Origin of the sequence: Acetobacterium sp. UBA5834 (assembly GCF_002435675.1) — a bacterium.
GTDB lineage: Bacteria > Bacillota > Clostridia > Eubacteriales > Eubacteriaceae > Acetobacterium > Acetobacterium wieringae.
Genome location: NZ_DJGY01000030.1, coordinates 14,635 through 41,599 on the forward strand (window position 1 = coordinate 14,635; position 26,965 = coordinate 41,599).

The 26,965-nt window shown below is 45.0% G+C and carries 27 protein-coding genes; 16 read left to right on the forward strand and 11 right to left on the reverse strand.

Annotated features, from left to right (window positions below):
• Positions 1 to 95 precede the first annotated feature (95 nt).
• The 13 genes from B3F51_RS06535 to B3F51_RS06595 all read left to right on the forward strand — a co-directional run bounded on the left by B3F51_RS06535 (position 96) and on the right by B3F51_RS06595 (position 16,097).
• Positions 96 to 1,694, forward strand: coding sequence for an ABC transporter substrate-binding protein (locus tag B3F51_RS06535; protein ID WP_286946166.1), 1,599 nt, complete (start codon positions 96 to 98; stop codon positions 1,692 to 1,694).
• Between the two features lie 2 nt (positions 1,695 to 1,696).
• Complete coding sequence (locus B3F51_RS06540) at positions 1,697 to 2,683, forward strand: ABC transporter permease (RefSeq protein ID WP_286946168.1); 987 nt, start codon at positions 1,697 to 1,699, stop codon at positions 2,681 to 2,683.
• Between the two features lie 68 nt (positions 2,684 to 2,751).
• Positions 2,752 to 3,567, forward strand: coding sequence for an ABC transporter permease (locus B3F51_RS06545; protein ID WP_286946239.1), 816 nt, complete (start codon positions 2,752 to 2,754; stop codon positions 3,565 to 3,567).
• 66 nt (positions 3,568 to 3,633) lie between these two features.
• On the forward strand, positions 3,634 to 4,590 hold the full coding sequence (locus tag B3F51_RS06550; protein ID WP_250935268.1) for an ABC transporter ATP-binding protein: 957 nt from the start codon (positions 3,634 to 3,636) through the stop codon (positions 4,588 to 4,590).
• On the forward strand, positions 4,580 to 5,254 hold the full coding sequence (locus B3F51_RS06555; RefSeq protein ID WP_286946170.1) for an ABC transporter ATP-binding protein: 675 nt from the start codon (positions 4,580 to 4,582) through the stop codon (positions 5,252 to 5,254). Before B3F51_RS06550 ends, B3F51_RS06555 begins: the two co-directional genes overlap by 11 nt.
• A gap of 224 nt (positions 5,255 to 5,478) precedes the next feature.
• Positions 5,479 to 6,321 carry a phosphate ABC transporter substrate-binding protein gene (locus tag B3F51_RS06560; RefSeq protein ID WP_070371248.1) on the forward strand — a complete coding sequence of 281 codons (843 nt, stop codon included), beginning with the start codon at positions 5,479 to 5,481 and terminating at the stop codon, positions 6,319 to 6,321.
• Positions 6,322 to 6,418: 97 nt separating this feature from the next.
• On the forward strand, positions 6,419 to 7,300 hold the full coding sequence (pstC, locus tag B3F51_RS06565; protein WP_148637686.1) for a phosphate ABC transporter permease subunit PstC: 882 nt from the start codon (positions 6,419 to 6,421) through the stop codon (positions 7,298 to 7,300).
• The gene (gene pstA / locus B3F51_RS16205) at positions 7,301 to 8,506 is read left to right on the forward strand and encodes a phosphate ABC transporter permease PstA (protein ID WP_070371250.1); all 1,206 of its coding nucleotides are present in this window, start codon (positions 7,301 to 7,303) and stop codon (positions 8,504 to 8,506) included.
• A gap of 8 nt (positions 8,507 to 8,514) precedes the next feature.
• A complete protein-coding gene (gene pstB / locus B3F51_RS06575) occupies positions 8,515 to 9,273 on the forward strand; it encodes a phosphate ABC transporter ATP-binding protein PstB (RefSeq protein ID WP_070371251.1) in 759 nt (252 codons plus the stop codon).
• Between the two features lie 13 nt (positions 9,274 to 9,286).
• Complete coding sequence (gene phoU, locus B3F51_RS06580; RefSeq protein WP_070371252.1) at positions 9,287 to 10,018, forward strand: phosphate signaling complex protein PhoU; 732 nt, start codon at positions 9,287 to 9,289, stop codon at positions 10,016 to 10,018.
• 281 nt (positions 10,019 to 10,299) lie between these two features.
• Complete coding sequence (locus B3F51_RS06585) at positions 10,300 to 12,564, forward strand: diguanylate cyclase (protein ID WP_286946173.1); 2,265 nt, start codon at positions 10,300 to 10,302, stop codon at positions 12,562 to 12,564.
• 19 nt (positions 12,565 to 12,583) lie between these two features.
• Entirely contained in the window at positions 12,584 to 12,880 is a 297-nt protein-coding gene (locus B3F51_RS06590; protein ID WP_286946176.1) for a GNAT family N-acetyltransferase, read from the forward strand.
• A 292-nt stretch (positions 12,881 to 13,172) separates the two neighbouring features.
• On the forward strand, positions 13,173 to 16,097 hold the full coding sequence (locus tag B3F51_RS06595) for a methyl-accepting chemotaxis protein (RefSeq protein WP_286946178.1): 2,925 nt from the start codon (positions 13,173 to 13,175) through the stop codon (positions 16,095 to 16,097).
• Positions 16,098 to 16,191: 94 nt separating this feature from the next.
• On the opposite strand, the gene B3F51_RS06600 is transcribed toward B3F51_RS06595, so the two are convergent.
• Complete coding sequence (locus B3F51_RS06600; protein ID WP_286808829.1) at positions 16,192 to 16,791, reverse strand: hypothetical protein; 600 nt, start codon at positions 16,789 to 16,791, stop codon at positions 16,192 to 16,194.
• Between the two features lie 136 nt (positions 16,792 to 16,927).
• Positions 16,928 to 17,191, reverse strand: coding sequence for a hypothetical protein (locus B3F51_RS06605; protein WP_286946180.1), 264 nt, complete (start codon positions 17,189 to 17,191; stop codon positions 16,928 to 16,930).
• Positions 17,192 to 17,585: 394 nt separating this feature from the next.
• Here B3F51_RS06605 and B3F51_RS06610 point away from each other — a divergent pair, with 394 nt between their 5' ends.
• From B3F51_RS06610 to B3F51_RS06620, 3 genes are read left to right on the forward strand one after another with little or no spacing between them, the layout of a single operon-like run.
• Positions 17,586 to 18,638, forward strand: a complete 1,053-nt coding sequence (locus B3F51_RS06610; protein ID WP_286946182.1) for a GGDEF domain-containing protein — start codon at positions 17,586 to 17,588, stop codon at positions 18,636 to 18,638.
• 27 nt (positions 18,639 to 18,665) lie between these two features.
• Complete coding sequence (locus B3F51_RS06615; RefSeq protein ID WP_070371259.1) at positions 18,666 to 19,442, forward strand: HD-GYP domain-containing protein; 777 nt, start codon at positions 18,666 to 18,668, stop codon at positions 19,440 to 19,442.
• Positions 19,418 to 19,648 (forward strand): FeoA family protein, encoded by a 231-nt coding sequence (locus B3F51_RS06620; RefSeq protein ID WP_148637693.1) that lies wholly within the window; start codon positions 19,418 to 19,420, stop codon positions 19,646 to 19,648. Before B3F51_RS06615 ends, B3F51_RS06620 begins: the two co-directional genes overlap by 25 nt.
• Here the strand turns inward: B3F51_RS06620 and B3F51_RS06625 are convergent.
• From B3F51_RS06625 to B3F51_RS06665, 9 genes are all read right to left on the reverse strand, one after another.
• Entirely contained in the window at positions 19,645 to 21,246 is a 1,602-nt protein-coding gene (locus tag B3F51_RS06625; RefSeq protein WP_148637694.1) for a complex I subunit 5 family protein, read from the reverse strand. The genes B3F51_RS06620 and B3F51_RS06625 overlap by 4 nt on opposite strands.
• Positions 21,239 to 21,592: a sodium:proton antiporter gene (locus B3F51_RS06630; protein ID WP_070371262.1), complete on the reverse strand. Its 354-nt coding sequence runs from the start codon at positions 21,590 to 21,592 to the stop codon at positions 21,239 to 21,241. The genes B3F51_RS06625 and B3F51_RS06630 overlap by 8 nt, the downstream gene beginning before the upstream one ends.
• Entirely contained in the window at positions 21,589 to 21,981 is a 393-nt protein-coding gene (locus B3F51_RS06635; protein ID WP_070371263.1) for an MnhB domain-containing protein, read from the reverse strand. The genes B3F51_RS06630 and B3F51_RS06635 overlap by 4 nt, the downstream gene beginning before the upstream one ends.
• Positions 21,974 to 22,237, reverse strand: coding sequence for a hypothetical protein (locus B3F51_RS06640; protein WP_070371264.1), 264 nt, complete (start codon positions 22,235 to 22,237; stop codon positions 21,974 to 21,976). The genes B3F51_RS06635 and B3F51_RS06640 overlap by 8 nt, the downstream gene beginning before the upstream one ends.
• On the reverse strand, positions 22,227 to 22,772 hold the full coding sequence (locus B3F51_RS06645; protein ID WP_070371265.1) for a Na(+)/H(+) antiporter subunit B: 546 nt from the start codon (positions 22,770 to 22,772) through the stop codon (positions 22,227 to 22,229). Before B3F51_RS06645 ends, B3F51_RS06640 begins: the two co-directional genes overlap by 11 nt.
• Entirely contained in the window at positions 22,769 to 23,071 is a 303-nt protein-coding gene (gene mnhG, locus B3F51_RS06650) for a monovalent cation/H(+) antiporter subunit G (protein WP_070371266.1), read from the reverse strand. The genes B3F51_RS06645 and mnhG overlap by 4 nt, the downstream gene beginning before the upstream one ends.
• On the reverse strand, positions 23,068 to 23,331 hold the full coding sequence (locus B3F51_RS06655; protein WP_070371267.1) for a monovalent cation/H+ antiporter complex subunit F: 264 nt from the start codon (positions 23,329 to 23,331) through the stop codon (positions 23,068 to 23,070). The genes mnhG and B3F51_RS06655 overlap by 4 nt, the downstream gene beginning before the upstream one ends.
• Positions 23,328 to 23,819 carry a Na+/H+ antiporter subunit E gene (locus B3F51_RS06660; protein WP_286946186.1) on the reverse strand — a complete coding sequence of 164 codons (492 nt, stop codon included), beginning with the start codon at positions 23,817 to 23,819 and terminating at the stop codon, positions 23,328 to 23,330. Before B3F51_RS06660 ends, B3F51_RS06655 begins: the two co-directional genes overlap by 4 nt.
• A 200-nt stretch (positions 23,820 to 24,019) precedes the next feature.
• The gene (locus B3F51_RS06665; RefSeq protein ID WP_286946188.1) at positions 24,020 to 26,887 is read right to left on the reverse strand and encodes a methyl-accepting chemotaxis protein; all 2,868 of its coding nucleotides are present in this window, start codon (positions 26,885 to 26,887) and stop codon (positions 24,020 to 24,022) included.
• Positions 26,888 to 26,965: the final 78 nt, after the last annotated feature.

Here is a 26,965-nt window from a genome sequence, read left to right on the forward strand (position 1 = left end):
GCCATGAAGGTTTTAAATTCCCCAGCGGGATGAAATTTTCATGGTTTTTTTATATACAAATCAGTGATAAAAATATGAGAAACACAGGAGAAAAGATGAAGAAAAAAATTATATGTTTAGGATTGGTCTGTCTGATGTTTGCCATGATGCTAACTGGTTGTGCCAGCAATGGTGGAACCGATAAAAAAACAGCACGGGCCGCTGACGAGTTGGTATTGGCCATTGGTGGGGAACCGGATGACGGTTTTGACCCCACCACCGGTTGGGGTCGCTATGGCTCGCCATTGTTTCAGAGTACCCTGCTGACCCGGGACAACGATCTGAATATCGTGAACGATTTGGCCACCGGTTACATCATCAGCGACGATGGGTTGACATGGACCTATCAGATCCGCAAGGATGTGAAGTTTTCTGATGGCACCCCATTAACTGCCGCCGATGTTGTATTCACCTACGAAACGACCGCCAAAAGCGGATCAGTGGTGGATTTAAGCGTGATGGCCAGTGCCAAAGCGATTGATGATTATACCGTGGAATTCAAGCTGAATAAACCCCAGTCAACCTTTCTTTATACAACCGCTGCCCTGGGGATTGTGCCAAAAGCCAGCTATAGCAGTGATTATGCCCAGAAACCAGTGGGTTCCGGTCCCTATAAATTTGTACAATGGGACAAGGGTCAACAGCTGATCGTTGAAGCCAACGCCAATTATTATGGGACTAAACCTGAATTTAAGAAGGTGACCTTCCTCTATCTCAGTGAAGAAGCGACTTTTGCCGCTGCTAAAGCTGGTGAAGTGGATATGGCGTCCATTGTTCCCTCACTGACCAGCCAGAAAGTGGATGGGATGACCCTAAAGACCGTCGATAGTGTTGACAATCGGGGGATTTCCCTGCCTTATGTCAAATCGGGTACTGCCACAGCCGAAGGTTATCCCATCGGCAATGATGTCACCTCAGACCTGGCCATTCGTAAAGCGATTAACTATGCCATTGATCGACAAAATCTGGTCGACGGGGTTTTGCTTGGCTATGGTTCTGAAGCCTACTCAGTCTGTGATGGATTACCCTGGGGCAATACGGAGACGGCAATTACTGATGGCGACGTTGAAGGGGCTAAAAAGATGCTGGCCGACGGCGGCTGGATTGACAGCGATGGCGATGGCATCGTTGAAAAAGATGGGGTTAAAGCCGAGTTTACCCTGATCTATCCATCATCCGATAAGGTCAGACAATCATTGGCTATCTCTGTTATTGATATGATTACCCCAATTGGGATCAAAGTTAATGTGGAAGGAAAAAGCTGGGACGAAATTTACAAGCTGATGTTTTCAAATGCAGTTCTATTTGGCTGGGGAAGCCACGACCCGATCGAGATGTACAATATTTACTATAGCGGCAACGCCGGTATTGAGACCAATGATCCCACCTTCTACAAAAATGATAAGGTCGATGCCTATATGAATCAGGCCCTGGCTACGACCGATGAAGCCGCTGCCAACGAACTCTGGAAAAAAGCCCAGTGGGATGGCCAAACGGGCTTCAGTACCTTGGGGGATGCTCCTTGGGCCTGGCTGGTAAATATCGATCATCTTTACCTAGTGGATGACAGTCTGGACATCGGCCAAAATCGCACCGAGCCTCACGGTCACGGTTGGCCAATTACGGCGAATATCACCGAATGGCATCGAAAATAAATATGAACTCAGCAAAATATGTAGCGGGCAAAGCCCTGCGAATGCTTTCTTTGCTGATTGCGCTGTGCATTGTGTCGTTTATCTTGGTCAAAAACTCGCCCATTGATCCGGTTCAGGCCTATATTGGTGCCGATATGATGCGGGTTTCGGAAGAACAGCGGGAACAGATTGCTGAAAACTGGGGGCTTGATAAGCCTCCAGTTGAGCAATTTATAAGCTGGGCTGGGGCCATTGTACAGGGTGATTTTGGTACCTCAATGATCTATCGGGTGCCGGTTCTTACGGTGATTGGCAATCGCTTTACGGCCTCACTGGCGCTGATGGGGGTAGCCTGGCTGTTATCGGGAATTTTTGGATTTTTGATGGGGGTCATTGCCGGAATGAACAAGGGCAAACTGATTGATCGGGCGATCAAATGGTATTGCTTAACCCTGGCGGCAACCCCAACCTTCTGGTTGGGGTTAATTCTACTGATGATATTTTCGGTCTGGCTGGGTTGGTTTCCCATCGGACTGGGGGTACCGGTAGGGGTTCTATCTGAAAACGTGACCCTTTCTGAAAAAATCTATCATCTGATTTTGCCAGCCCTGACCTTAAGTATCGTCGGGGTTGCCAACATTGCCCTGCACACCCGGCAAAAACTACTGGATGTATTGGAAAGTGATTATATTTTGTTTGCCAGAGCCAATGGCGAGTCGGGTCTGGGTCTGGTGTGGAAGCACGGTGTAAGGAATATTATGCTACCAGCGGTAACGTTGCAATTCGCTTCTTTCAGTGAATTGTTTGGGGGATCTGTGCTGGCGGAACAAGTTTTTTCCTACCCGGGTTTAGGTCAGGCAACGGTTCAGGCCGGACTTCGGGGGGACGTTCCACTATTACTGGGGATTGTCTTAATCAGTGCGATATTTGTATTCACCGGGAATCTGATTGGCGATATTATCTGCTCGGTAGTGGATCCCCGGATTAAGGAAGGAAGAGCATCCGTATGAATGTGTTAACTGAACCAGAAAATACCATACTCGAGGGTGCGCAAAGAAATGGGATTCGCAGTTATAAACTGAACCGACGACAAAAAACCCTGATTATCACCGGATTTTGTACGGCTTTGCTCATTGGGATCATGATTGCGGCTCAGTTAATGAGCAATGCGGGGATTGCGACCAATTTTACCCAACAAAACCTGGCGCCGTCCTGGGAGCATCCATTTGGAACCGACTGGCTGGGACGGGATATGTTTACCAGAACCATTAAGGGGCTTTCCATCAGTATTCAAATTGGTCTGCTGGCATCGAGCGTTAGTGTGGTTATTGCCCTGGTGCTGGGGATGGCCGCTGCCACCATGGGTGAAAAGGTTGACGACACCATTTCCTGGCTGGTCGATTTGTTTATGGGGGTTCCCCATCTGGTGGCCCTGATTCTGATTGCGGTGGTTCTCGGTGGTGGCGCCAAAGGCGTCATTATCGGGGTGGCGCTAACCCATTGGCCCAGTCTGACCCGGGTGATCCGGGCAGAGGTCATGCAGGTGCGTACTTCGCAATATGTGCTGGTTTCACGGCATATGGGCAAAGGTCGCTGGTGGATCGCCAGCAAACATATTCTGCCGCATTTGCTGCCCCAGTTTTTTGTCGGTCTGATTCTTATTTTTCCCCATGCCATTTTACATGAGGCATCGATTACCTTTCTGGGTTTTGGATTATCACCGCATCTGCCAGCCATCGGTGTGATTCTGTCGGAATCGATGGGTTATCTGGCGGCCGGGATGTGGTGGCTGGCGTTTTTTCCGGGTCTTTCGCTGTTAGTTATTGTCCGGGCCTTTGATGTCATCGGCGATAATCTGCGTCTGTTGATGGATCCTCACAGTGCCCACGAATAGAAGGAGGGATGCGGTTAAATGAATACAAAGCAAACGAGTAAGTTTAGTCACTCAAATGCGAGTATAATGAATAGAAGCACAGAAAGTCTGGCTAATCCGGAGGAATTGCTGGTGGTAAAAAATCTGTCGGTTTCCTTTATTCAGTATGCAAAGGGCTTGAAACAGCTAAATCTGGAAGTTATTTGTGACCTTAATGTCAGTGTTAACAGCGGAGAAATTGTCGCTATTGTTGGTTCCAGTGGATCAGGAAAAAGTTTGTTGGCACATGCCATTTTAGGCATTCTCCCTACCAATGCCAAGGTTACCGGGACAATCCGCTATCAGGGTCAAGCTCTGACAACAGAACGCCAGAAAGTCTTTCGGGGCCAGGAAATCAGCCTGATTCCCCAGTCAGTCAATTACTTGGATCCACTGATGAAGGTTGGTGAACAGGTGCAAAATACCATCAGGACAAAAGATGCAAAACAGCTGCAGCAGCAGGTCTTTGAGCGCTATCATCTGTCAAAAGAAGCTGGTCTGCTCTATCCCTTTCAATTATCCGGGGGGATGGCCCGGCGGGTTTTGGTGGCGACGGCGGTCAGTGGCGGAGCCAAACTGATTATTGCCGATGAACCGACCCCGGGACTGCACCCGGAAGTGGTGGCAGAAACCCTTGCACATCTGAAAGAATTGGCCAATCAGGGTTGTGGGGTGATGATGATTACCCATGACATTGAGGCGGCCATGAAGATTGCTGATCGGATTGCCGTGTTTTATGCCGGTACAACCGTCGAAGTAGCCCCCATCGAAGATTTTAAAGAAGGGGGCGAAGCCCTGCGGCATCCCTATACCCGAGCGTTGTGGATGGCCTTGCCGGAAAATGACTTCAAACCGATTCCCGGTTTTCAACCGACGCCGACAGACTTGCCTCCGGGTTGTCTGTTTGAACCTCGCTGTCATTTAAAAACAGCGGAGTGTCAATGTAAAAAACCGGAGATGCAGGATCTCCGAGGCGGACAAGTGAGGTGTATCCATGCGACTTGAAGCAAAAAATATCGGTTTTGGTTATCATCAAAATAGGTGGATTTTTAAACACATCAGTTTAGCTGTTCAATCCGGAGAAATTGTGGCCTTGACAGGTAACAGCGGCTGCGGTAAAACGACGCTGGCCAAGGTTTTAGCTGGTTACGAGAAGCCCCGGGAAGGACGGGTCGAATTAAACGGCAAGGCGAATACTTGGGCCGGTTATAATCCGGTTCAGCTGATTTTTCAGCATCCTGAAAAATCTGTCAATCCACGCTGGCGCATCCGTGATACCGTCAACGAAGGTTGGCCAGTTGATCGGGAATTGCTGCACCGGTTGGGAATTGAAGAAGCCTGGATGAACCGCTGGCCCAATGAATTATCCGGCGGCGAGTTACAGCGGTTTTGTGTCGCCAGAGCACTGTCCCCGAATACACAGTTTATCATTGCCGATGAAATGACGACCATGCTTGATGCCATCACCCAGGCCCAAATCTGGGAAGTGGTGCTGGATCTGGTCAGGCAGCGGAACATGGGGATGATCATTGTCAGCCATGAAGAGAAACTGATTAAACGGATTTGTGATCGGGTCATTGATCTGGAAGCGGTACTAAATAATTGTGAGGGCGAGATAAAGAACCTTGATCTAAAGCCGGATGGTCTATTGGTTTCTCAGTTGGAATAAGCACTTAAATCGAAGTAATAAAAAAGACAAAAGCAGGCTGAATCACCAGTCTGTTTTTGTCTTTTTTTGCTTTGTAATCCTGTAATCGCAAACAAAAATTTAAACGCCATCTATTTAACAGACTGTTAACAATCTCTTTACCTCCTCAAAACCTTTTATGGTTTTTTATTTGATAAGATAGCTATGCAAACAACGAAAATCAAGGAAATTTGAAGGAGAAAAAAATGTCAAAAAAATTAAAAAGAGTTTTAGTATCACTGTTAGTTGGTGCGACCGTACTGACCCTGGCAGGATGCGGTTCATCTGGATCAACAACGACCTCAACAACGAAAGAGGCGGTTTCCGGTGAAATCAACGGTGGCGGTTCCACTTCAGTACAGAAAATTATCGATGCAGCTGGTTCAGAATTTACAGCCTTAAACCCTGATGCTAAGTTCACCTATAGCGGAACGGGTTCGTCTGATGGGATTAAAGGCGCAACCGCTGGTACCTATTCCTTTGGCTGTGCTTCCCGGGAATTGAAAACCGAAGAAAAGGGTAATTTAACGGAACTAATCTTTGCTTATGATGGAATTGCCATCGTCTTAAACCCGGCTAATACGGTTACCAACCTGACCAAAGATCAGGTAGCTAAAATCTATATGGGCGAAATTACCAACTGGAGCGAAGTTGGCGGAGCCGATGGAACTATTGTTGTCGTATCCCGGGAAGATGGATCGGGAACCCGAGATGCAGTCGAAGAACTGGTTGGCTTTAAAGAAAAATTGAAAGCCGATGCCACCATCAAAGAAGGTAACGGAAATGTTCAGACTACGGTAGCTGGAAATACCAATGCCATTGGCTATGTTTCGTTAACCTTTGTTGATAAAACCGTTAAAGCCATTGATGTTGACGGCGTAAAAGCAACCGTTGATAATGTTAAAAACAAAACCTACCCCATTTCACGACCATTTTTGGCCATGTATGACGAGTCAAAAGTTGACGATGCAACCCTGGCATTCCTTGACTTCCTGATGAGTACCGAAGGACAGGCGATCGTAGAAGAACACGGTGGTATCGCAGTTTAATACCAAAAAACTGAGACTCCTGAGAAGGAGTCTCTCTTCATTAAAATAATCCCATGACATCAGGTGACCAGCATGGGTATGAAAAGGAGCGTTTATTTTGCAGGCAATTAAACGTAAGAAACGAAAAGAAACAATCATCGAAGGCTTTTTTTTAATCTGTGCTTTCGTAGCTGTAATCAGTGTACTGGCGATTACAGTTTTCGTGTTTTTTAACGGACTTAAACCATTTATTTCGAATAGTTATCCACTATGGGATTTTTTAACCGGCGTTGAATGGCGCCCGGGTTCAAATATGTACGGGATCTTTTACATGATTGTGGGATCCATTTATGCAACCTTTGGAGCGATACTAATTGGTGTACCCGTAGCAATTCTTACCGCCGTTTATATTTCGGAACTGGCTGGTTCCCGGCTGGGCAAGATGATCCGTTTTGCGGTGGAACTACTGGCAGGGATCCCATCGGTTTTATATGGGGTTTTTGGCTTGGGGATTATCGTTCCCTATGTGCTTAAAATTTCCCCCATGGCTCAGGGGGAATCGCTGCTGGCGACGATCCTGGTGCTGGCAATTATGATTTTACCGACCGTGGTCAGCATCTCAGAAACGTCCATCAGCGCTGTCCCGAAAGAATATCGGGAAGGCTCTTATGCCCTGGGGGCATCAAAAATCCAGACGATTTTTAAGGTCGTGTTGCCAGCTGCCCGATCGGGAATCATGACCGGGGTGATTCTGGGGATTGGCCGGGCCATCGGCGAAACCATGGCGGTGATGCTGGTTTGTGGAAATCCCATTGCGGGGATTCCCACCAGTCTGTTTGATCAGATCCGGCCGCTAACGACCAATATTGCCCTGGAAATGGGCTACGCCTCCGGGGTTCACCAGGAGCTGCTGTATTCAACTGGGGTGGTCTTATTTATTTTTATTATGATCATCAATCTGGCTGTCAATAAACTGGTTAAGGCAAAGGTAGGTAGTTAAATGGGAAGAACAGCAAAAGATAGTTTAGTCAAAGGGATTATTTATCTGGCCACTGGCATCACCTTAAGTGTCTTGCTCTCGATTGTCGGGTTTATTTTTGTAAAGGGAATTGGTCTGGTAAACTGGGATTTCTTGACCCGGGATTATAACGAAAAGGTCGTCTACGCTTTTGTGGAGTCTGGTGAGGTGCCACTGAGCATTGACGAAGAAAGCCTGAAAAGCAAGCAGCCTTATGATCAACGCTATGAAACACTGCAAGAAGGCCCCATCTATGTGGAAAACATCGGCGCTGCCATTGCCAGTGTTTCTTATAAAAATCACAGTACCGAGCGGGAACAGATTGTGATTAGTTACATTGAAAAAGACTCGCCGCTTAACGGGGCCATTGATTCAACCGGAAAGGCAATCACCATTGGCACCGATTATATTCTCCAGAGCATTAACGGCACTGATTTTGGCGACATGACGCTGGAAGAAGTGGCAGAAACGATCACTGCAGAATCGGGCGAATTGAAAATAAAAGTTGTTCAACCCGGCGGTGGGATCAAGTCGAATATCATCACCACGTTGTATATGGTCTTGCTGTCACTGATTGTGGCCTTACCATTGGGGATATTCGGGGCGATTTATCTGACCGAATATGCCAAGCCCGGACGACTGGTCAATGCCATCCGTTTCGCCGCTGAATGTCTGGCGGGGATTCCCTCGATTATTTTTGGTCTGTTTGGGATGGCCTTCTTTGTAGTCGCAATGAATTTTCAGATCTCACTGATCTCCGGTAGTCTGACCGTGGCCATTATCCTGTTGCCGGTTATCATCCGGAGTACCGAAGAAGCCTTAAAAACCGTGCCGATGGCCTTTCGGGAAGGTTCACTGGCCCTTGGTGCCACCAAGCTGCAAACCATCTTTAAGGTGGTGTTGCCCTGTGCGGTTCCTGGAATTGCTACTGCAGTACTGCTTAGTATCGGTCGGGTAGTTGGTGAGTCGGCGGCCTTATTATTAACTGCTGGAACCGTAGCACAAATACCCGGAACCCTCTTTTCACCGGGTAGTACCCTGACGGTACAGGCCTATTATGTGGCCAAAGAAGAAGGGAACATCGAACTCGCCTGTGCGATTGGGATTGTCATAATTGTCATTGTTATTGTACTGAACATCTTGTCCCGGATCACTTCTGACAAGTTGGACGTCTTTAATAAAAAATGAGGAGTAATATGGACACAAATATAAAGTTTAATACTAAAAACCTGGATTTGTTTTATGGCGATTTTCAAGCCCTTAAATCAATCAATATGGAAATCCGCGAAAAGGAAGTGACGGCCTTCATCGGCCCTTCCGGCTGTGGTAAGTCGACTTTTTTGCGCTGTCTCAATCGGATGAATGATCTGATCGACTGCGTTAAAATAAAGGGCGAAATTCTCTTTGACGGCAAAGATATTAACGGGCCCATTGATGTCATCAATCTGCGAACCCGGGTGGGAATGGTGTTTCAAAAACCCAATCCCTTTCCGATGAGTATTTATGAAAATATCGCCTATGGTCCCAAATGCCAGGGAATGAAGGATAAAAACCAACTGGATGCCCTGGTAAAAGAAAGTCTGACAAAGGCAGCCCTTTGGGATGAAGTCAAGGATCGACTCAACAAATCGGCTCTGGGTTTATCCGGTGGTCAACAGCAACGGCTTTGTATTGCCCGGACCATTGCCATGAACCCGGAGGTGATTTTAATGGATGAGCCGACCTCGGCGCTCGACCCCATTGCCACGGCCAAGATTGAAGATCTGATGTCCAGTTTAAAGAAAGATTATACCATTATTATCGTCACCCATTCGATGCAGCAGGCCGGGCGAATCTCAGATAAAACTGCTTTCTTTCTGATGGGCGAGGTGATCGAATTCAATGAAACACCGATCATCTTCACAAACCCCCATGATAAACGGACTGAGGATTATATCACCGGACGTTTCGGTTGATAAGGAGAATGAAATGCGAATTGAATATAATGAAGAACTGCGAATGATCAAAGATGAAATCTTACGGATGTCTGCGATGACTGAAAAAATGCTGTCTGATTCGGTAGCTGCGCTAAAATCTCAGGATTGCGAACTGGCCCGATCGGTCATCGACCGGGATGATCTGGTGGATGCCAAAGAAATTGAACTGCAGCTGGTAGTCAGTCAGGTGATTGCGACTCAGGGGCCAGTAGCCACGGATCTGCGGCGGCTGGCATCGACCTATAAGATTATCACCAATCTGGAGCGAATTGCTGATTTAGCGGTGAATATTTCCAAGCGGGTGCTGGAACTGTCGGAAGTTGTGTATATGAAACGACTGGTTGATATTCCCCGGGCCTGTGAATTGGCCGAAAAGTTGTTAAAGCTGGCTATTGCGGCCTTTGTTCATGAAGACATTAGTCGCTTAAGAGAAGTGGTGGATATGGAAGACGAGATTGATGCTCTGAATATTCAGATTCATCATGAATGTTTGGCCTATATGATGGACAATTCAAAAAATATCCATCAGGGCTCGGTATTTATTTTCGTCGGTTCCTATCTGGAGCGGATTGGTGACCACGCTACCAATATTTTTGAAACAGTCTTTTATATCGTTACCGGTGACTACATTGATTTTAACGACCTGGATGAAGAGACGATTGAACAGACACTGGCTCTCCAAAAAAAAATCAAGGCCATGGAACTTGAAAAATCAGCGGAATAGTTATTAAAAATCAAGCATAAAAAAGTCGGATAAATAAACCACCGACTTTTTTTTGCAGTTCAATTTATTTACCGTTAAATTTTAAATAGTTGATAAGCAGGCATCGATTTGGGTAATTAACTATTCAAACAAATATGACTAAAACAAATGGGCAAGTTGAATAAAAATGATGGTAATTTCTGCCAGTTCTGATTATAATGATCGTAGGCAGAGAATGATTATTATTTATTTTACGAGCGTCATTTCCGGGTTGAATTTTTGCAAAGGGACTGGAAGATACTATGAATAAGAAAAAAACACAAAGCGCCACAACTGTCATCGGCGAAGATAAAGACAGCGAAGAGCGGTTAAGACGACTGGTCGATATTCTTAAGCATCCTTCAGATTCCATTCAGGAATTTCTGGATTATGCACTCACCCAGGCTATCGAACTCACTGGTAGCCAGATCGGTTATATCTACCATTACCATGAAGACCGAGAAGAATTTATTTTAAATACCTGGTCTGAAGAGGTCATGGAAGCGTGTCATGTCGAAAAGCTGGAGACCGTCTATCACTTGGAAAAAACCGGGATCTGGGGGGAATCCGTGCGTCAACGACGGCCAATTGTCATAAACAATTATCAACAAAAAAATCCGCTCAAAAGAGGTTATCCCAAAGGACATGTCCCGCTTTACAATTTTTTGACCATTCCTGTTTTTAAGAATCAGGAAATTGTTGGGGTGGTGGGGTTAGCCAATAAAGCGACGGATTATGTCGAAAGAGACATATTGAACATCACCCTGTTAATGGAAAGTGTCTGGACGGTTACCGAGACGAAAAAAGCGGAACAGGCCTTAGCCCAAAGCAACGCCCGCTATGATAAGCTGGTACAGCGGATTCCTGTGGGGATCTATACCATGCGCAGAAAAAGTACCGGCGAAACCCGGTTTGAATACTGCAGTGAAAAGTTCTGCCAGATGCTCGGGCAAACGGTTGCTGAGGTATTGGCCGATACCGAGGCGGTTGATTGGGCCATTTTTCCGGATGATCGGAAATCGCTGAGAGCGGCAAAAAAAGGGGCGGCCAGCCGTGGTCAGAGCTTTCGCTGGGAAGGGCGTAGCCAGATTGGGGGAGCGATCCGTTGGATTCGGTTTGAATCCGAGCCAACCCCGTTGAAAAATGGTGATTGTCTTTGGAATGGTGTCCTTCTAGATATTTCAGAGCAAAAACAGGCTGAAGAAGAATTAAAACGAACATCTACCCGGCTTACCCTGGCTACTCGGGCTGGGCGGGTCGGAATTTGGGATTGGGACATTTTATCCAATCAAATGCTTTTTGATGACTTAATGCTGGAGCTTTATGATCTACCAGAAAAAAACTATTGGGTTCCGGAACAAATCTGGAAACAGGTCATTCACCCCGACGATTTAGAACAGCTAATCGCAGCGTTAGAACAGGCTATCCGGGAAAAACAAGAATACAATTTTGAGTTCCGGGTGGTCTGGCAGGATGGTTCCATTCACACCATTCGTGCTTTAGCAACGGTACAGTACGACGAAGGTGGAAACGCTGTGCGGATGATTGGTACGAATTGGGACATCTCAGAAGAAAAAGAAGCCCACGCCCGAATAATCGAAACAAATCGACGGCTCCAGGATGAAATCATTGAACGACGATATATCGAAGAAGCCCTCAGAGCCAGCGAAGAAAAATTCAAGGCTATCATTGAGACATCTCCGGATGGGATTGCAATTTCATCCATGGATGGGGTGGTAGAGTTTGCAACCGAAAAATCGTATTCAATGTGGGGCCTTGACTCCATGGCAGAATGTGTTGGGAAAAATATTTTGGAATTTATTCACGAAAGCCATCAACAGAAAGCAATTTACTATGTCACCGAAATGATCAAGGGAAATCTAACTGGAGCTGCTGAATATTTGATGGTACGAAAAGACGGCAGTCATTTTTATTGCGAGGTTAATGCTAATATTCTCCGGGATAATAACAACAATCCCATTGGTGTACTTTACATGGAACGGGACGTAACGGAGCGTAAACGGTTGGAAGAAGAGTTAAAAGAGTTGGCTATTAAAGATCAACTTACCGGTCTTTATAATCGTCGTAAGATTGATGAGGTGCTAAAGCAGCAAAAGTCTGCGGCAGATCATATGGTGCGGGATTTATCGGTGATTATGGTGGATATTGATTTCTTCAAAAAAGTGAACGATCAATTTGGTCATCAGGTTGGTGATCAGGTGTTAACAGAGATCACCGAGATTCTGGCCAAAGGAATCCGGAGAAATGATGTTTTAGGTCGATGGGGCGGCGAAGAGTTTATCATTATCTCTACTGACACGGATCTGTCTGGGGCCATGGTTCTGGCCGAAAAACTTCGGGTAATGATTGAATCGCATGTGTTTAGGCAGGTGGGAAAAAAGACCTGCTCTTTTGGAGTATCCCAATTGCGTAAAAACGAAACGATTGATGCCCTCTTAATCCGCTCGGATCAGGCCCTCTACCGGGCTAAGAGTCAGGGGCGAAATCGTGTGGTCGCTGAAAGTTAAGGATAGAAGGAGGAACTAAATGGAAACCATTCATGAAGCGAAAAATAAGTTCTATATGGGCGTCAATGAAGATGAACCCGTCGGTTTATTGAGTTATCATCTTGAAGGCCAACACTTGATTATTGAGCATGTCTATGTCACCAGAGAACTCCGAGGTCAGGAACTGGGGGTTAGGCTGGTGGCTAAGGCAGTGGCGTTCGCCCGGGAAAATAAACTTAAAATTATCTCCTATTGTTCCTATGCCGAAAAGGTGCTCAGTGAAAACCCGGACTATGGTGATGTTTTTTCAGATGACACCGATTCATGTGATAATTAATATTCGATAACCGTTTCAAGTGAAAAACAGCAAGAATATCGAAACGATCAAAAAAGGCGGATTTATTATCTGTCTTTTTATTTTTATGCCCTTGTTTTTTGCAGGTTAAAACCGTATAATAAGCGAATCGTTGTAAAAAACGATAATAATTATGGCAAAATTATGAAAAGAAACGTTTGCAAATGATAAAATGTGGTATATTATTACAGCCAGTCTGTAAAGATGCCATCAACATTGGTTGGTAAATCTCAGCGCAGCTGAGTAGTATAAAAGGGAAAAGAAAGGGGAAACGATGAAATCGATCCGATTACGTCTTATCACGTTGTTTACCGCACTGATTCTGGTGGTTACCGGTATTCTGGGGGTTATTGTGGTTAATCAGTTCACCAGCGTTTTAGAGGAAGATGCGCATGAACAATTACAGAGTACGGCGGAGGTTCAGGCCCGCTATATCGAAGCGAGAATAAACAATCAGCTGAACTATATGGAAGGTTTGGCACAAAATTCACTGATTCTGGATCCGGCGGTGTCAAAAGAACAACGGGTAGCTTTTTTTGAAGGTGAAGCGGCTCGAGTCGGTTATGATGCCTTTGTTCTAGCAGATTTAAGCGGCAATGGGGTTACCCAGAGTGCTGCTGGCGATGCCGTTAATGTGGCTGATCGAAGTTATTTTAAAGGTGCTGCCGCCGGGGTGCCGACCGTCTCGGACATCACCATCAGTCGGGTTACCGGTGAACCGGTATTACTTTTTGCGACACCAGTTTATCAAAACGGAGCGATCGCCGCTGTCCTTTATGGAAGAAAAGAAGGGAAGACGCTCAGCAATATTGTTGGCGAAGTTACCTATGGTGAAACGGGTTTTGGTTCATTGATCAACAATGACGGGATTGCAGTCGGAAATGCCGATCTGGAGCTGGTTAAGCAGCAGTTTAATTTTGCCAAAGCAGACGAAGAAAATCCGGATTATGCGCAATTAGCTGAATTGGTGCGTAGTAAGATGACAACCCGGGAACCGGGATTTGGAGATTACAGTCTGGAAGGAAAGGACTTTTTAGTTGGCTATGCACCGGTTGAAGGGACGCCCTGGGTTTTATCGGTAGCGATGGATCAGATTGAACTGGATGCCCAGGTGGCAGAGGTTCGCAATACGATCATCACAGTAATTGTACTGGCAATTATCGTCGCTGCATTTGCGGTATTTCTCATCAGTGGAACCATTTCAAAACCGATTGTGGCGACAACAGAAGAGCTTAATCGGCTGGCAGGTTTTGATTTTCGCTATGACGAACATTCCAATGCCGGCAAATATATTAATCGCCAGGATGAAATTGGAACCATGCTAAAGGCCGTTACAACTATGCAACAGAATGTTCAGGACAATCTGATTGATAAACTTGAACATATCGCACAGGGAAATCTGGATGATGAAATTATTATGGTTGGAGATCATGATCAGGTTGGCCCGGCATTGCAGGACACGCAGGAAGCCATCAAAACCCTGATTACCGATACCAATATGTTAGTTAGCGCTGCCGTAGAAGGTCGATTGGATGAGCGGGCGGATGAAACCAAATACGATGGGGATTACCAAAAGGTGATCGCTGGGGTCAATGCGACTCTCGATGCTGTTGTTGAACCAATCAAAGAAGCTTCGGTGGTACTTGAAGCCATGGCCCAGGGTAATCTTGACCAGGATATGCAGGGGAATTATCGGGGTGAGCATGCAGTCATTAAAATTTCAGTGAATAAAACCTTTGAGAGCATTAAAATGCTGGTAAGTGACACGAATTATTTAGTAGCCGCTGCCGTCGCTGGAGAACTGGACACCCGGGCTGATACAACCAAGCATCGTGGCGAATATGCCAGAATTATTTCTGGGGTCAATGCGACGTTGGATGCAATGGCAGAGCCGATTCACGAGGCGTCGGTGGTACTTGAAGCGATGGCTCAGGGTAATCTTGATCAGGGAATGGAAGGCAACTATAAAGGTGAATATGCCCGGATTAAAGAGTCTGTAAACCGTACCTTTGAAAGTATTAAAATGCTGGTGGGAGACACCAATCGTCTGGTGGATTCGGCAGTGGCGGGAGATCTGAATGCCCGGGCTGACACCAATAAACACAGCGGTGAATATGCCCGGATTGTTGCCGGCATCAATGCTACCCTGGAAGCCACTGTGGCACCAATACAGGAAGCCAATCTGGTGTTGGAAGAAGTGGCCAACGGCAGCTTGAAGTTACGGATGGTCGGAGACTATAAGGGTGAGCATTCAGCAATCAAAGATTCGTTAAACAGTACCCTGGACTTTTTACAGGGAATTGTTGATGAGGTGTCTGAGATTCTTGATCAGATGGCCAATTCAAATATGGCAGTTAGCATCATCGGCGATTATAAAGGCGATTTTGAACCGATTAAAACCGCCCTTAACCATATTATTGAAGCCTTTAATGGGATTTTAAAAGATATGAATGAAGCCGCCGATCAGGTATCTGCCGGTGCTTCACAGGTGTCAGATGGCAGTCAGATGCTGGCCCAGGGTTCAACTGAACAGGCTGCTGCCATCCAGCAATTGAGCTCCTCCATTGATGAAATTGCTGATAAAACCAAAGATAACGCCAAACGGGCCAGCGAAGCCAACATGCTTTCAACGACAGCCCAGGAAAAAGCCCAAAAAGGGAATGATAGCATGCGTCAACTTCAGGCGTCTATGGATGAAATCAACCAGGCCTCGGGAAATATTTCAAAAATTATCAAGGTTATTGACGATATCGCTTTCCAGACCAATATCCTGTCACTGAATGCGGCCGTGGAAGCAGCCCGGGCTGGCCAACATGGCAAGGGCTTTGCGGTGGTGGCAGAAGAGGTTAGAAGCCTGGCCGCCCGAAGTGCTGAAGCAGCCAAGGAAACCACGGTTTTAATTGAAGGTTCGGTGAAAAAAACGGAGGGTGGTACTGCAATTGCCGATGAAACAGCCATCGCATTGGAAGAAATTGTCGAAGAAATTACCAAGGCTGCGCAATTGGTTCAGGAAATTGCGGAAGCCTCCAATGATCAAGCCACCAACATCACCCAGATAAATCTGGGGGTTGATCAAGTCTCCCAGGTTGTCCAGGGAAATACTGCAACAGCCGAGCAGTCAGCCGCTGCCAGCGAAGAATTATCGGGTCAATCCCAGTTACTAAAAGAAATGATATCACGGTTTAAACTAAAAAGATAAGACTAAAAAAAGACAAGGAAGCATTTTTCCTTGTCTTTTTGTTGATAGAGGAGCATCGCTCCAGGATAAAAGTGTTTTTGGGGCAGATACGATATTATTCTTCTTTGGCCCAATCATCAAAACCCTGCATAACCTTATCATAGGTTTGCTGGGAGATTTCAGGGAGTTCGCCGCCAAAGGCTTCTTTGGCACTTTCAAAACCTTCTTTAAAAGCGTTTCTCAGGGTTTCGATCTTGCTTTTATCACCGCCGGAGAGGGCTTTAGCAAAATCAATAATTCGTTCGGATGTTTTGTTGACGCCAAAATAGCCGTCTTCAGAAATCGCTTCCTGAGCTGCTGCCTGGGTTTCAGAATCGACCGTGATTTGAACATCTTTTCCTTCTGCCAGATCTTTAAGAACCTGACTGACTTTTTTGCCCTGTTTTTCAATCATGGTCTCAACCATTTTTTTGAACGACTCCGTGTTACGGGCAAAATCCTGTTTGATTTCGTTGATCTTTTTACGGTCGACCGTGTAGGTTCCGATGTCTTGTGAAGTTGCTGTGCCAAGTTCAATGGAGTCGAGTTTCTGCACGACTGGCTGAACCTTATCTGCAGCTTCGGGTTCAACTTTAACGTCAGCATTTTGAGTAACGCCTTTGGTTTGAATCGCTTGATTCAAGGACTTGTTGGCATCAATTGCATTTGTATTCATAACAGCCTCCTTATTTAATATAATAGTAACGAGCTTCTCTAAACTATATCGACATAATTCGGTCAAAAATAACATTTATTTTAAATATCACAGGTAAAAAACGTCCTTTCAGATTACAAGGCTGAAAGGACATTTTTTATCCGATCTGTTTTATTGACGACAAAGTGCGTAATGATTTTTCGGGGTGTTGTGATGGCACTTCATTGGTTTCATGTTTTAGTTGTTCTGTTTCACAGGAAACCATTTTAATTTGATCCGCTGCAATGTTTTGCAGGTAGGTCACAAAGTAATCATTAATAATTGCTGTTTCATCGGGTTTATCAGGAGTGATGGTCACAAAGCCCGATAAAAATGTCAACCATGGCCGGGTGCTTGCTTTAATGTCCTGAATCCACTTCATTTGATGAACCTCCTGTTTTCCAGTAATAGTTTTTTGTAAGGGAGACGTGTTGGTCGATGTGGTTTTCATCTGAGATGATTTGAATCGTATTGATTCGTTCTTACTATTAATATCGCCATAGTTTATAATAACTTTAGGATTTATGGTTAAAGATAAGCAGACTTTTGCCAGAGAATAAAAATTATGATTTGCGGCTATCATACGTTTAATCTGAGCGATTGATAGAAACTACATTATCATTGTTTAAACAGTTTGACGGACAATAATCAATAAAAGCGCTTGATAAAATTAAAACACAGTGATATACTGAAAAACAATAAGTTAGAAAATGCTAACTTATTGTTTTGGACTTTGAGTTAGTCTTATCTAATAAAGAAAAATGCGGGAGTTAAGAATGGTGAATACAAAAAGGGATCAGATCTTTACTGAAATATATATGGGGATCCACTGCATACTGGTGTTAGTGGTACTGGTTTATTATTTTTTTTCTCAGATGATGACAGAAATGATGACAATCATGCTGATTGCTTATGGAATCTATATTGGTTTTGAGCTTTACCTCCTTGCCATCGGGAAAATCCTGAAACTGGAAAATTTGTTAGGTGGTTATTTTCAAAGTATTGTGGACGTTCTTTTTATTTCCATCTGCAGTATCTATCTGAACAGCTTTTTTTTCCTGATTCTGCCGATTCTTTGCCTATTTATCCTGACGGCCAGTCTAGCCAATGATCGTACGAAAAGTATCGTTCATGGGCTGCTTGCGACGTTTGGCTATCTGTTGGTGGGAATTTTAACGAATTATTTTTCTGGAGGTGTCATTTTTATTCAGGGAGTGTTGCTGATGGGTTTTAGTTTTTTTGTTGGTGAATTGAACCAGTTAATCAGTGATGTTTACAAGCGAAACCACTATGCAATGGAAGAAATTGAATATAAAAACCAATTACTGGAGTACCGGGCGACGACCGATTTTTTGACCGACTTGTCCAATCATCAAGCTTTCTATCAGTCATTGGAAGTGATTGCCGAAAAACATGCACCAATTACCCTGATTCTTTTGGATATTGATGATTTTAAGACCGTCAATGATGTCTATGGCCATCTATCAGGAGACTATGTGATCCGGGAGGTTTCTCAGATAATAAAAAAACAGCTTCGCAGCTCAGATATTGGGGCACGATATGGCGGGGAAGAGTTTGCAATATTGTTACCGGGAACGGGGCAACCCTTTGGCCAGCGAATCGCCGAACGCATTTGTGAAACGGTTGCGAAATACCCTTTCGAATTTGACCATCAGACGATGCGGATAACCCTTTCTGCCGGGGTTTGTCATTCTACGGTGGCGTTAAACCGGGGAGAACAGACGATGCTGGTGGATCAGGCCGACGAAGCTTTATATTGTTCAAAAAGAAACGGCAAGAATCGGGTTACCAGCGCCCAATTTAAATGAGAGCCAAACCAAGGAGAGGAGAGTTAGATGACTGAAAAAAAAGCATCCCAAGACATTTATGTTTTTTCCAGGTATTTAACTGAAGTGGATCAGCGCTATCGTTTAGCTGGTAATCAGGAGATATTTAATGGAAATTTTAGAAGTTATATCAAGCGGCTGATTGCCAAACTAAAGGTGACATCTTTCAGAGATCTGGAAAAATACCGAAATCCCCGATGTGCCAGTAATTGTCTGCCAGGTCACTCAATCCGAACCGCCTTACTGGCCATGAGTCTGGGGCAGGAGCTGGGATTGAGGGAAGTGGAAATCACCGAAATTGGGGTGGGCGCTTTGCTTCATGACATTGGCAAACTTTTTCTACCACGGGAAATACTGGATAAGCCATGCAAACTCAGCGATCAGGAATTTGCAGTAATTAAAACCCATTCGGAAATTGGCTATCAGGTACTCAGTGGACAGAAATGGCTGCCCCAGGCGAGCATTGATATTGTTCATAATCATCATGAGCGATTGGATGGGAGCGGCTATCCCAGGCATCTGATTGGGGATGAGATCCATCTCTATCAGCGGATTGTCGGCGTGGCTGATGTATTTGATGCCATGACCAGTAAGCGCAATTACCGGGAGGCGTTGAGCTATGAATTGGCATTTCAGGAAATCATTAACGAATCACCCCAGCTACTGGATGGACGAATTGTGTTTTTGTTAGATGATCTCATTAAACGAAATAAGCCGACAGAAAGAGAATCATCCGAGCGATTAAAAAAGAGGAGAGAGATATGCCATTATCCATGTGTCGAATAGGTAGTACGGTTATTGTGAAAGCGTTAAGTCTGGATGAAGAACTGTCTAAAAGGCTTTACAGCATGGGGCTGATTCGGGGCGCTGTGCTTAAAGTCATTTCCACCGAGCATCAGGGCCCCATGACCATCGAGCTATTGGGGAGTCAGCTGGTCCTGGGTTATGAGATTGTTGCTAAAATTCAGGTTGAAACTGCAAAATATCGTTAAAGGGTTATTTTTAAGTAGACGACCATAAAGGCAAAAAATAAGGTGATCGAAAGACAGATTTCATTAAAACCGAGTTCAAAAGAACGGATAAAGGCTAAAGGATTTCTTTTTTTGAATAAGCTGCGGTAAATCAATAGTCCCAGCAAAATTGAGCCCACAAAAAGCAGCATTTTTTCACCATAGGATAACGGGTTTATCGTCAAACTAATATTAAAAAGGATGGCGATCAAGTCACTGCCAAAAATTCCGCCGAGAAAACACAGCATGCTTAGGGTTAATACGACGGCCTTCTCCAAAATATCGGAGTTGGCTGCTTCTTTTTTGTCGGAGTGGCCGAACAGAAGCTGACCGTATTTCATAAAAACGATTATGGTTCCCAGATTAATCAGAATCAGACCCGATTCGATCCAACTACCGCTGGCGCCAGTAGCGATCAAAAATTTGGAGATACTGCCATTAAACAGCGGTGCCCCAATGATCCCTAAAATTGATAAGATCGTTGCTACGCCGACGGCGGGCATGTGTGAATAAACACCATGGATCTCGCTGATCTTTCGGGTTTTATACTCGGAGATGATCATCCCGGCGGTGAGAAATAGTGTTGATTTAAAAATAGCGTGATTCATCAGATGATAAAGGCCACCCCAGTAAGCCGCAGGATTATTCAGACTGATGCCGATCATAATAACCCCAATCTGTGATACCGTTGAATATGCCAACAGCAGTTTAATATCCGTTTGAGCCAGAGCCAGCATAAAACCGACGACAGCGGTGATAAAACCGAGGATCACAAACAGTTCTGAGGTATCAATCAGGGGCGCAAAGGTGGTCTGCAACCGGAGGAAAACGTAAATGCCGGTTTTAACATACAGGCCGGACAGGATAGCCGAAACAACTGACGGGGCGCTGGGGGTCCCGTGAGCTTTGGGCAGCCAACTAAAAAGCGGCATCAAGGCAGCTTTTAAACTAATAGCGGTGATCATAAAGGCATACGGCAGAATCAGGCTGGCGGGATTGTTAACCTGACTGAGTGCCGCTTCCAGAGCATAAAAATCAAGAACGCCGATTTTTTTATAAAGCATCCCCAGACCCATTAAGAAAAATGACATGGCGACTACATTGATCAAAAAATACATCATCCCATCGTATACAGAAACACTTGCCTGTTTATACATAATCAATATGGTAATAATCAGGGTGGCGGCTTCAATCAGAACAAATATGTTAAATACGTCATTGGAAAGAAAAATTCCAATAATTAGGCTTTCCAGACCAAGAAAAAGAAAGAAGAAAAGGTGGTCGGCATAATTTTTGTTGTGAACAAAAATGACCATTGCCAGGAATAAAAAACAGCTTAAAAAAACCATGGCAGTGGCCAGTAAATCTGCCCTTAAAGTGATGCCGATGGTATCCGGCCAGCTTCCGATGTTTTCCAGTAGCGGACCATTTTGACGTACCTCAACAAAGATCATGGTAACGGCAGCCAATAAGGCGGTTTGAAAGAGAACCATGATTTTTTTTGCGGCTTTAATGGGCATCAGTTTTGCAGTGGTGCCAATAATGAGCGGGGATAAAATAAGCCAGTGCAGACTAATCATGGCGATTCCTTTTTTTCATGACTTTTTGCCAGTTGGTTGATCCAAAGCGATGATAGAGATGAATAAACAGTGTTAAACCCGCCGCTGTCACTCCGATGCCGATGACAATATCGGTAATCATCAAGGCCTGGGGAAGCGGGTCGGCGGCCAGTAACATCTGGTTTACATCGCCAATCGGTGGGACGCTCCCAGGAGCTACATTGGTACTAACAAAGTATAATATGATCGCCACTTGCATGATACTGATAGACATGATTGATTTGATGATATTTCTGCGGGCGATCAGTCCATAAACGCCCACAAAAAAAAGTACAATACTGATGGTTTCGCCATTAAGTGCAATCATAAAATTCCTCCTTCATAAAAGGCAAATCTGAAAAAGATGATGGTAAAACCGCTGCAGACTTTTAAACCAATTAAAAAATTCATTGCGATCAGATAGATCAGATTCATTAGTTCGGTATGGTTGGCGGTGGCTGAAAACAAAAAAAAGGTCGGATAAAGGATAATACAGACAAACAGAATTTTTTCAGCGGTTTTTAGTGTTCTTAACCGGATACACCGATTCGGATCGACCAGATACCGGGTGATAAATACAGCAGCCAGCACAGCCCCGCCCTGGAATCCCCCACCGGGGCTGGCATGACCGTTTAAAATAATGTAAAAACCAAACAATAAAATAAAGGGATACAAGAGTCCGGTCATCCGGGTGATAATTTCAGAATTGTCAGTCATCACTGCGCCTCCAGGATAAATTGACAACTGCGGATACACTGACAAGCAGAATTAGGGTTTCAAAGATACTGTCAAATACCCGGTAGTTTAAATAAATTGCGGCGACGGCATTTTGGGTATGGGTATCGGCGTTGAAATGGTCAAGATAAAAACGGGCAATTTCTGGAGCGGCAACCAGTGGGGCATCAAAATTGACAAAAAGAACCAGAGCGGCAAGGGTAGCGGCAAAAATCAGGGTTATAATTCTACGCTTCATTATCGTCTCCTTCGGTATAGCGAATCAAATGAATGTTCAGGTCGCCATGGTTTGTCAACAAATGATCTTCAAGGGCATCCAGCTGATAGTCATCGACACTGCCATAAATCCAGAATTTTTGGTCAGTTTGACAGATGGCCAGATCAAATTTATCCTGAGTCAGAATGGTCTTTATGGGTTTTTCAGAATAAATGATCTGAGGTTCCATTTCCCGTTTGACCAGAAACGATTCAAGACTGTTTAAGAACGGGGAATTATTCGTTAGATTGCGACGATTCGGATCGTTTGGATCACTACAAAAATAAATAGTGAAGATCTGATATTTTTTGAGTGCCACCAGATATAAAACGGTCGTGATGGTCGTACCGATAACCGCTTCAGCAATGGCCACATCCGGGGCACCGTAAAGCAGATAAAGAAAGGAACTGATCAGCGAGAAAACTCCCAGATAGACAACCGCCCGCCGTAATTTTTTGGTGTTCAGAGCGATGATGGCCAGAACAACCAGGGTGATCAGAAGGATGTTTGTCGTCATAGTCGGGTATCCTGATTGATGGTATAGCCACTTAAAAAAGCTGATCGGGCGATGGCATGGGTGGAAAGAGGATTGGTGATCATCACCAGTAGAGTAATCAGCATGATTTTCATAGCAGCATAGCTAAACCCCGACAAAATAATGAGACCGATCATGATGGTTAAAAAACCGACCGTTTCAATTTTGGCAGAAATAAGAATCCGGGAGTAAAAATCTTTAAAGCGAAACAGGCCAATTACCCCCAGTGCCATAAAAATAAGGGCAATGGTGACAAGCAGATAGGCCAGCAAGTCGATCATGACAGGTCTCCTTTCTTTTCAATGAATCGGGCAATCAGCACCGTACCGATAAACCCCAGCAGTGCATAAACCAGGGCCACATCCATTAAATAGGACTGATCCGTAATCAGTGCCAGGAGAACGATTGACATGATAATTTTTGCTGAAATAGTATTTAGTCCCAGCAGGCGGTCCCAAATCGTTGGCCCCAGAATAACCCGGATAAGCACCAGAACAATATAGATAGCAATAATCAATAAGGTTGTTTCTAAAAATGTCATCGATCCAAACTCCTTAATATCATTTCATAGGGAGAACAGATTTTTCCTTCGGCGATATCAGTAAAGCTCTTTTCATCGGCGAAAGCCAGAATTTTAAGCTGTCGCCCATTCTTGCCAAGAGTCACAGTGCCGGGTGTCAGGGTAATGGCATTGGCCAAAAGACAGATGCCCAGATCACTATGGATACAGGTTTCGTACTCGATGATCTTGACAGTATCCTCACTCTTAAGAATTTTTAAAATTGCGAAAAAGCCGGAGCGGTAAATCTGAAAAAATAAATAGATAGCGTAACGAAAAAGCACTTCGGGCTTAATTCCATAAGCCCTCTGATAGTCATTTTCCAGCAAGTAACGGTTGGTGAAAAATAAGGCGACTGACGAAAAAAACAGACCCACCAGAATCTGGGATAAAGCCAGACTTTCATTTAAAATAAGCCAAAAACCAGTAAAAATAAAAAGCAGAACAAGGTTATCAATCAGTTTTTTCATACAAACTCCTTAAACGTGGCGTTATGATCAGGGGAGTCATTTTTATTATAATCAAGCTAAGCACGCACTGTCAACCACATGCTTTTATCGGACATTCTAAAAATTAGAGTCGCCGGTATCGAATTAAGAACAGTTTTGAAGGATGAAAATGAGGCCTAGTTTGGATAAAACCAGGCCTCGAAATGGTGAGGACAAAACTATTAATACTTATCCATATCCAGATCATCAAGAATGATGCTTGGTTCTGGTGCCGGGGTGATAACCGGTTTTACCGGGGAAGCGGAAGTTGATCGTGCAGCTTTGCTGGAAGCACTCGTGGTTTTTAGCTTAAACGCTTCAACCATATGTTTTAGCATCTCAGCTTGACCAGAGAGCTCTTCACTGGCAGCGGCACTTTCTTCGGCAGTGGCGGAATTGGTCTGAACAACCTGTGAAACCTGCTCAATACCCTGGGTAATCTGGGCGATTTCAGAAGCCTGATCATTGGAGGCCCGGGCAATGGTGCCAACCAAGCCAGCAACTTTGTCAATCTGATTGAGAATTTCTTTCAGGCTTTCGGCGGTGTCATCAGCAATTTTTGTTCCGACACTAACCTTATCAATCGAGCCTTCAATTAAGCCCGTGGTCTCTTTGGCAGCTTCAGCACTTCGGGCAGCCAGGGTTCTAACTTCTTCAGCGACAACAGCAAACCCTTTACCATGCTGACCAGCCCGGGCTGCTTCCACGGCCGCATTCAAAGCCAGGATATTGGTCTGGAAAGCAATGTCATCAATTACCTTGATAATCTTCGAAATATTATTCGAGGAATCATTGATGTCACCCATCGCCCCGATCATCGTAGCCATCTGACTATTGCCTTTTTCGGCATTGGCTCTGACATTGACAGCCAGTTCGTTGGCTTCATTGGCATTCATGGCATTTCGCTTGGTTTCGCTGGCAACCTCTTCAATGGAGGCCGTCAGTTGTTGGATGGAACTGGCCTGTTCGGTGGTTCCCTGAGATAAGGCCTGTCCACCATCAGATATCTGTTTGGCCCCCATGTCAACCTGTCCGGCAGCCACGTTGATTTCGGTCATGGTGTTGCTTAGCGTACTGGTGATCTCATTCAGGGCTGTTTTAATGGCCTGGAAATCACCCAGATACTCGGTGGTAATCTGGTGATCCAGATTACCGCGACCAATTTCTTCCAGCGTAACCGTAATTTCATCCACATACCGTTTCAGGAAGGCAATAGTTTGATTCATGTTGTCTTTGATTAAGGTATAGTCGCCATTATAGTGGCCAACCATTCCGGTATTCAGGTTGCCCTGGGCCAGTTCTTTCAAGGTCGCCGATGCTTCCTGAACCGGTTCCACAACGGCATCCAGGGTAGCGTTGACACCGTCGACGATCCGGGCAAAATCGCCCTGGTGACGGCTGGCATCAGCCCGGGTATTCAAGCGGCCAGCAATACCGGCCTCAGCCAGCATGGTGGCATCACTGATCAGGTTATCCACTGAATTTTTTACTTCACCGAGAGTATTGCCAATTTCATGGAACTGCGCACTGACTTCAGTGGTGTATTCATCGGGCTCGCCAACATTCATATCGAAGTCCAGATCGCCTGCTGATAAACGGATCAGATTGTTGCCAAGTCGTGATACTTCAGTTTTGGTATAGTCGCTAACCCGGATAATCGGGGTTAGATCGGTGACGATTTCGACGAAGCCAATATTTTCACCTTTTTTGTTTTTGAGATAGGCGGTATCCTGTTTATTGCTTCGTCCGACCCATTCGAAATAGCTGTCATTTAAGCCCTGGTCGACCAGTCGCCGGATTCCACAGCCTTCGGTACGGCAAATATCGGCATTGGCATTGTAGCAGTCCATGCCACAGGCAGATGTACGATCCGTGATGACATTATTGGCGATCATCAGTTCTTCAAATGGCTTATTCATGAAGGTCCATTTCATATCATTATCGGTGACATGTAGCGGGAATGGAATGGCATCAACAATTGCTTCATACCAGACCATTTTATCGACAACGGTATCAAGAGTGGCGTTAACACCTTCCACTATTTCTTTAAAACCGCCCTTAAATGCATCGGCATCGCCACGGGTTTCCCATTGTCCGGCGATAGCTGCATTTGATAACATAGTGGCTTCACTGATTAGACTACGGATGGTTTCAATGGTCAGTTTAAGTGCTGGTGAAAGTTCATCCTGGGCATCCTTTGGTTCCACATCCGTACTGACATCACCATTGGAAATCTGGTTCATAGTGCCAATGACAACGGTTTGAATGTCATCGGAGAAGGTATCCATGGATTCGGCCATTTCGCCGATTTCATCTTTTCGTTTCATGTTCAGGCGCATCGTGAAATGTCCCAGACTCATTTCTTTGATCATCTGATTAGCCTGTTGCAGGGGTTTGCTGATCATTGAGCGAAGCACTAAACCCAAAGCAATCGCCACTGCGAAAGCGACAAGGGTGACAATAATCATGGTGGTCATGGCGGCATCGGCTGTGGCACTGTCCATTTCTTCGGTTCGCTGGGCTTCTTCCAGTTTCATCGGCACCAGTTCATTAATTAAATCCATTTGAGCTGATGCCGCAATTTCATAAGGACCAGTATCGGCAAGTAGGGCAAAGGCTTCAGCGTCCCGATTCTGGATAGCCAATTCTTTGACCTTTTCAAATTCCTGGGCTAAAACTTTTCGGGCTTCCACAAATTCGTCAAAGACAGCCTGCATTTCGGGGTCGACGATGGTTTCTGCAAAAGCCGCAGCGGCCTCGTCAATTTCGCCATTACGGATAATAACCTTGTCTGCATTGGACTGAATCAGCTCGGGACTGTTTTCGATGATCATGTCCCGGACGATCACCCGCATCCGTTGGTAGGAGGTGGAAATTTGACCAACCTCGGCAATTGGCAAAGTCATTTTTTCGTAGAGAAGTTTGTTGGAATTTTGCAGCGTCTGCATATTCATAATACCGACGAGACCAACAACCCCAGTGATAAGGGCCACAATCATAAAGCTCACAATCAGCTTGGTACCAATTTTTAGATTAAGAATCCATCGCATTTTTTATTCCCCCTTTATTTCGGATAAAATAATTCCTCTTTCGGGGTTTATTTACCCGAATCAGACAAACAGTAACAG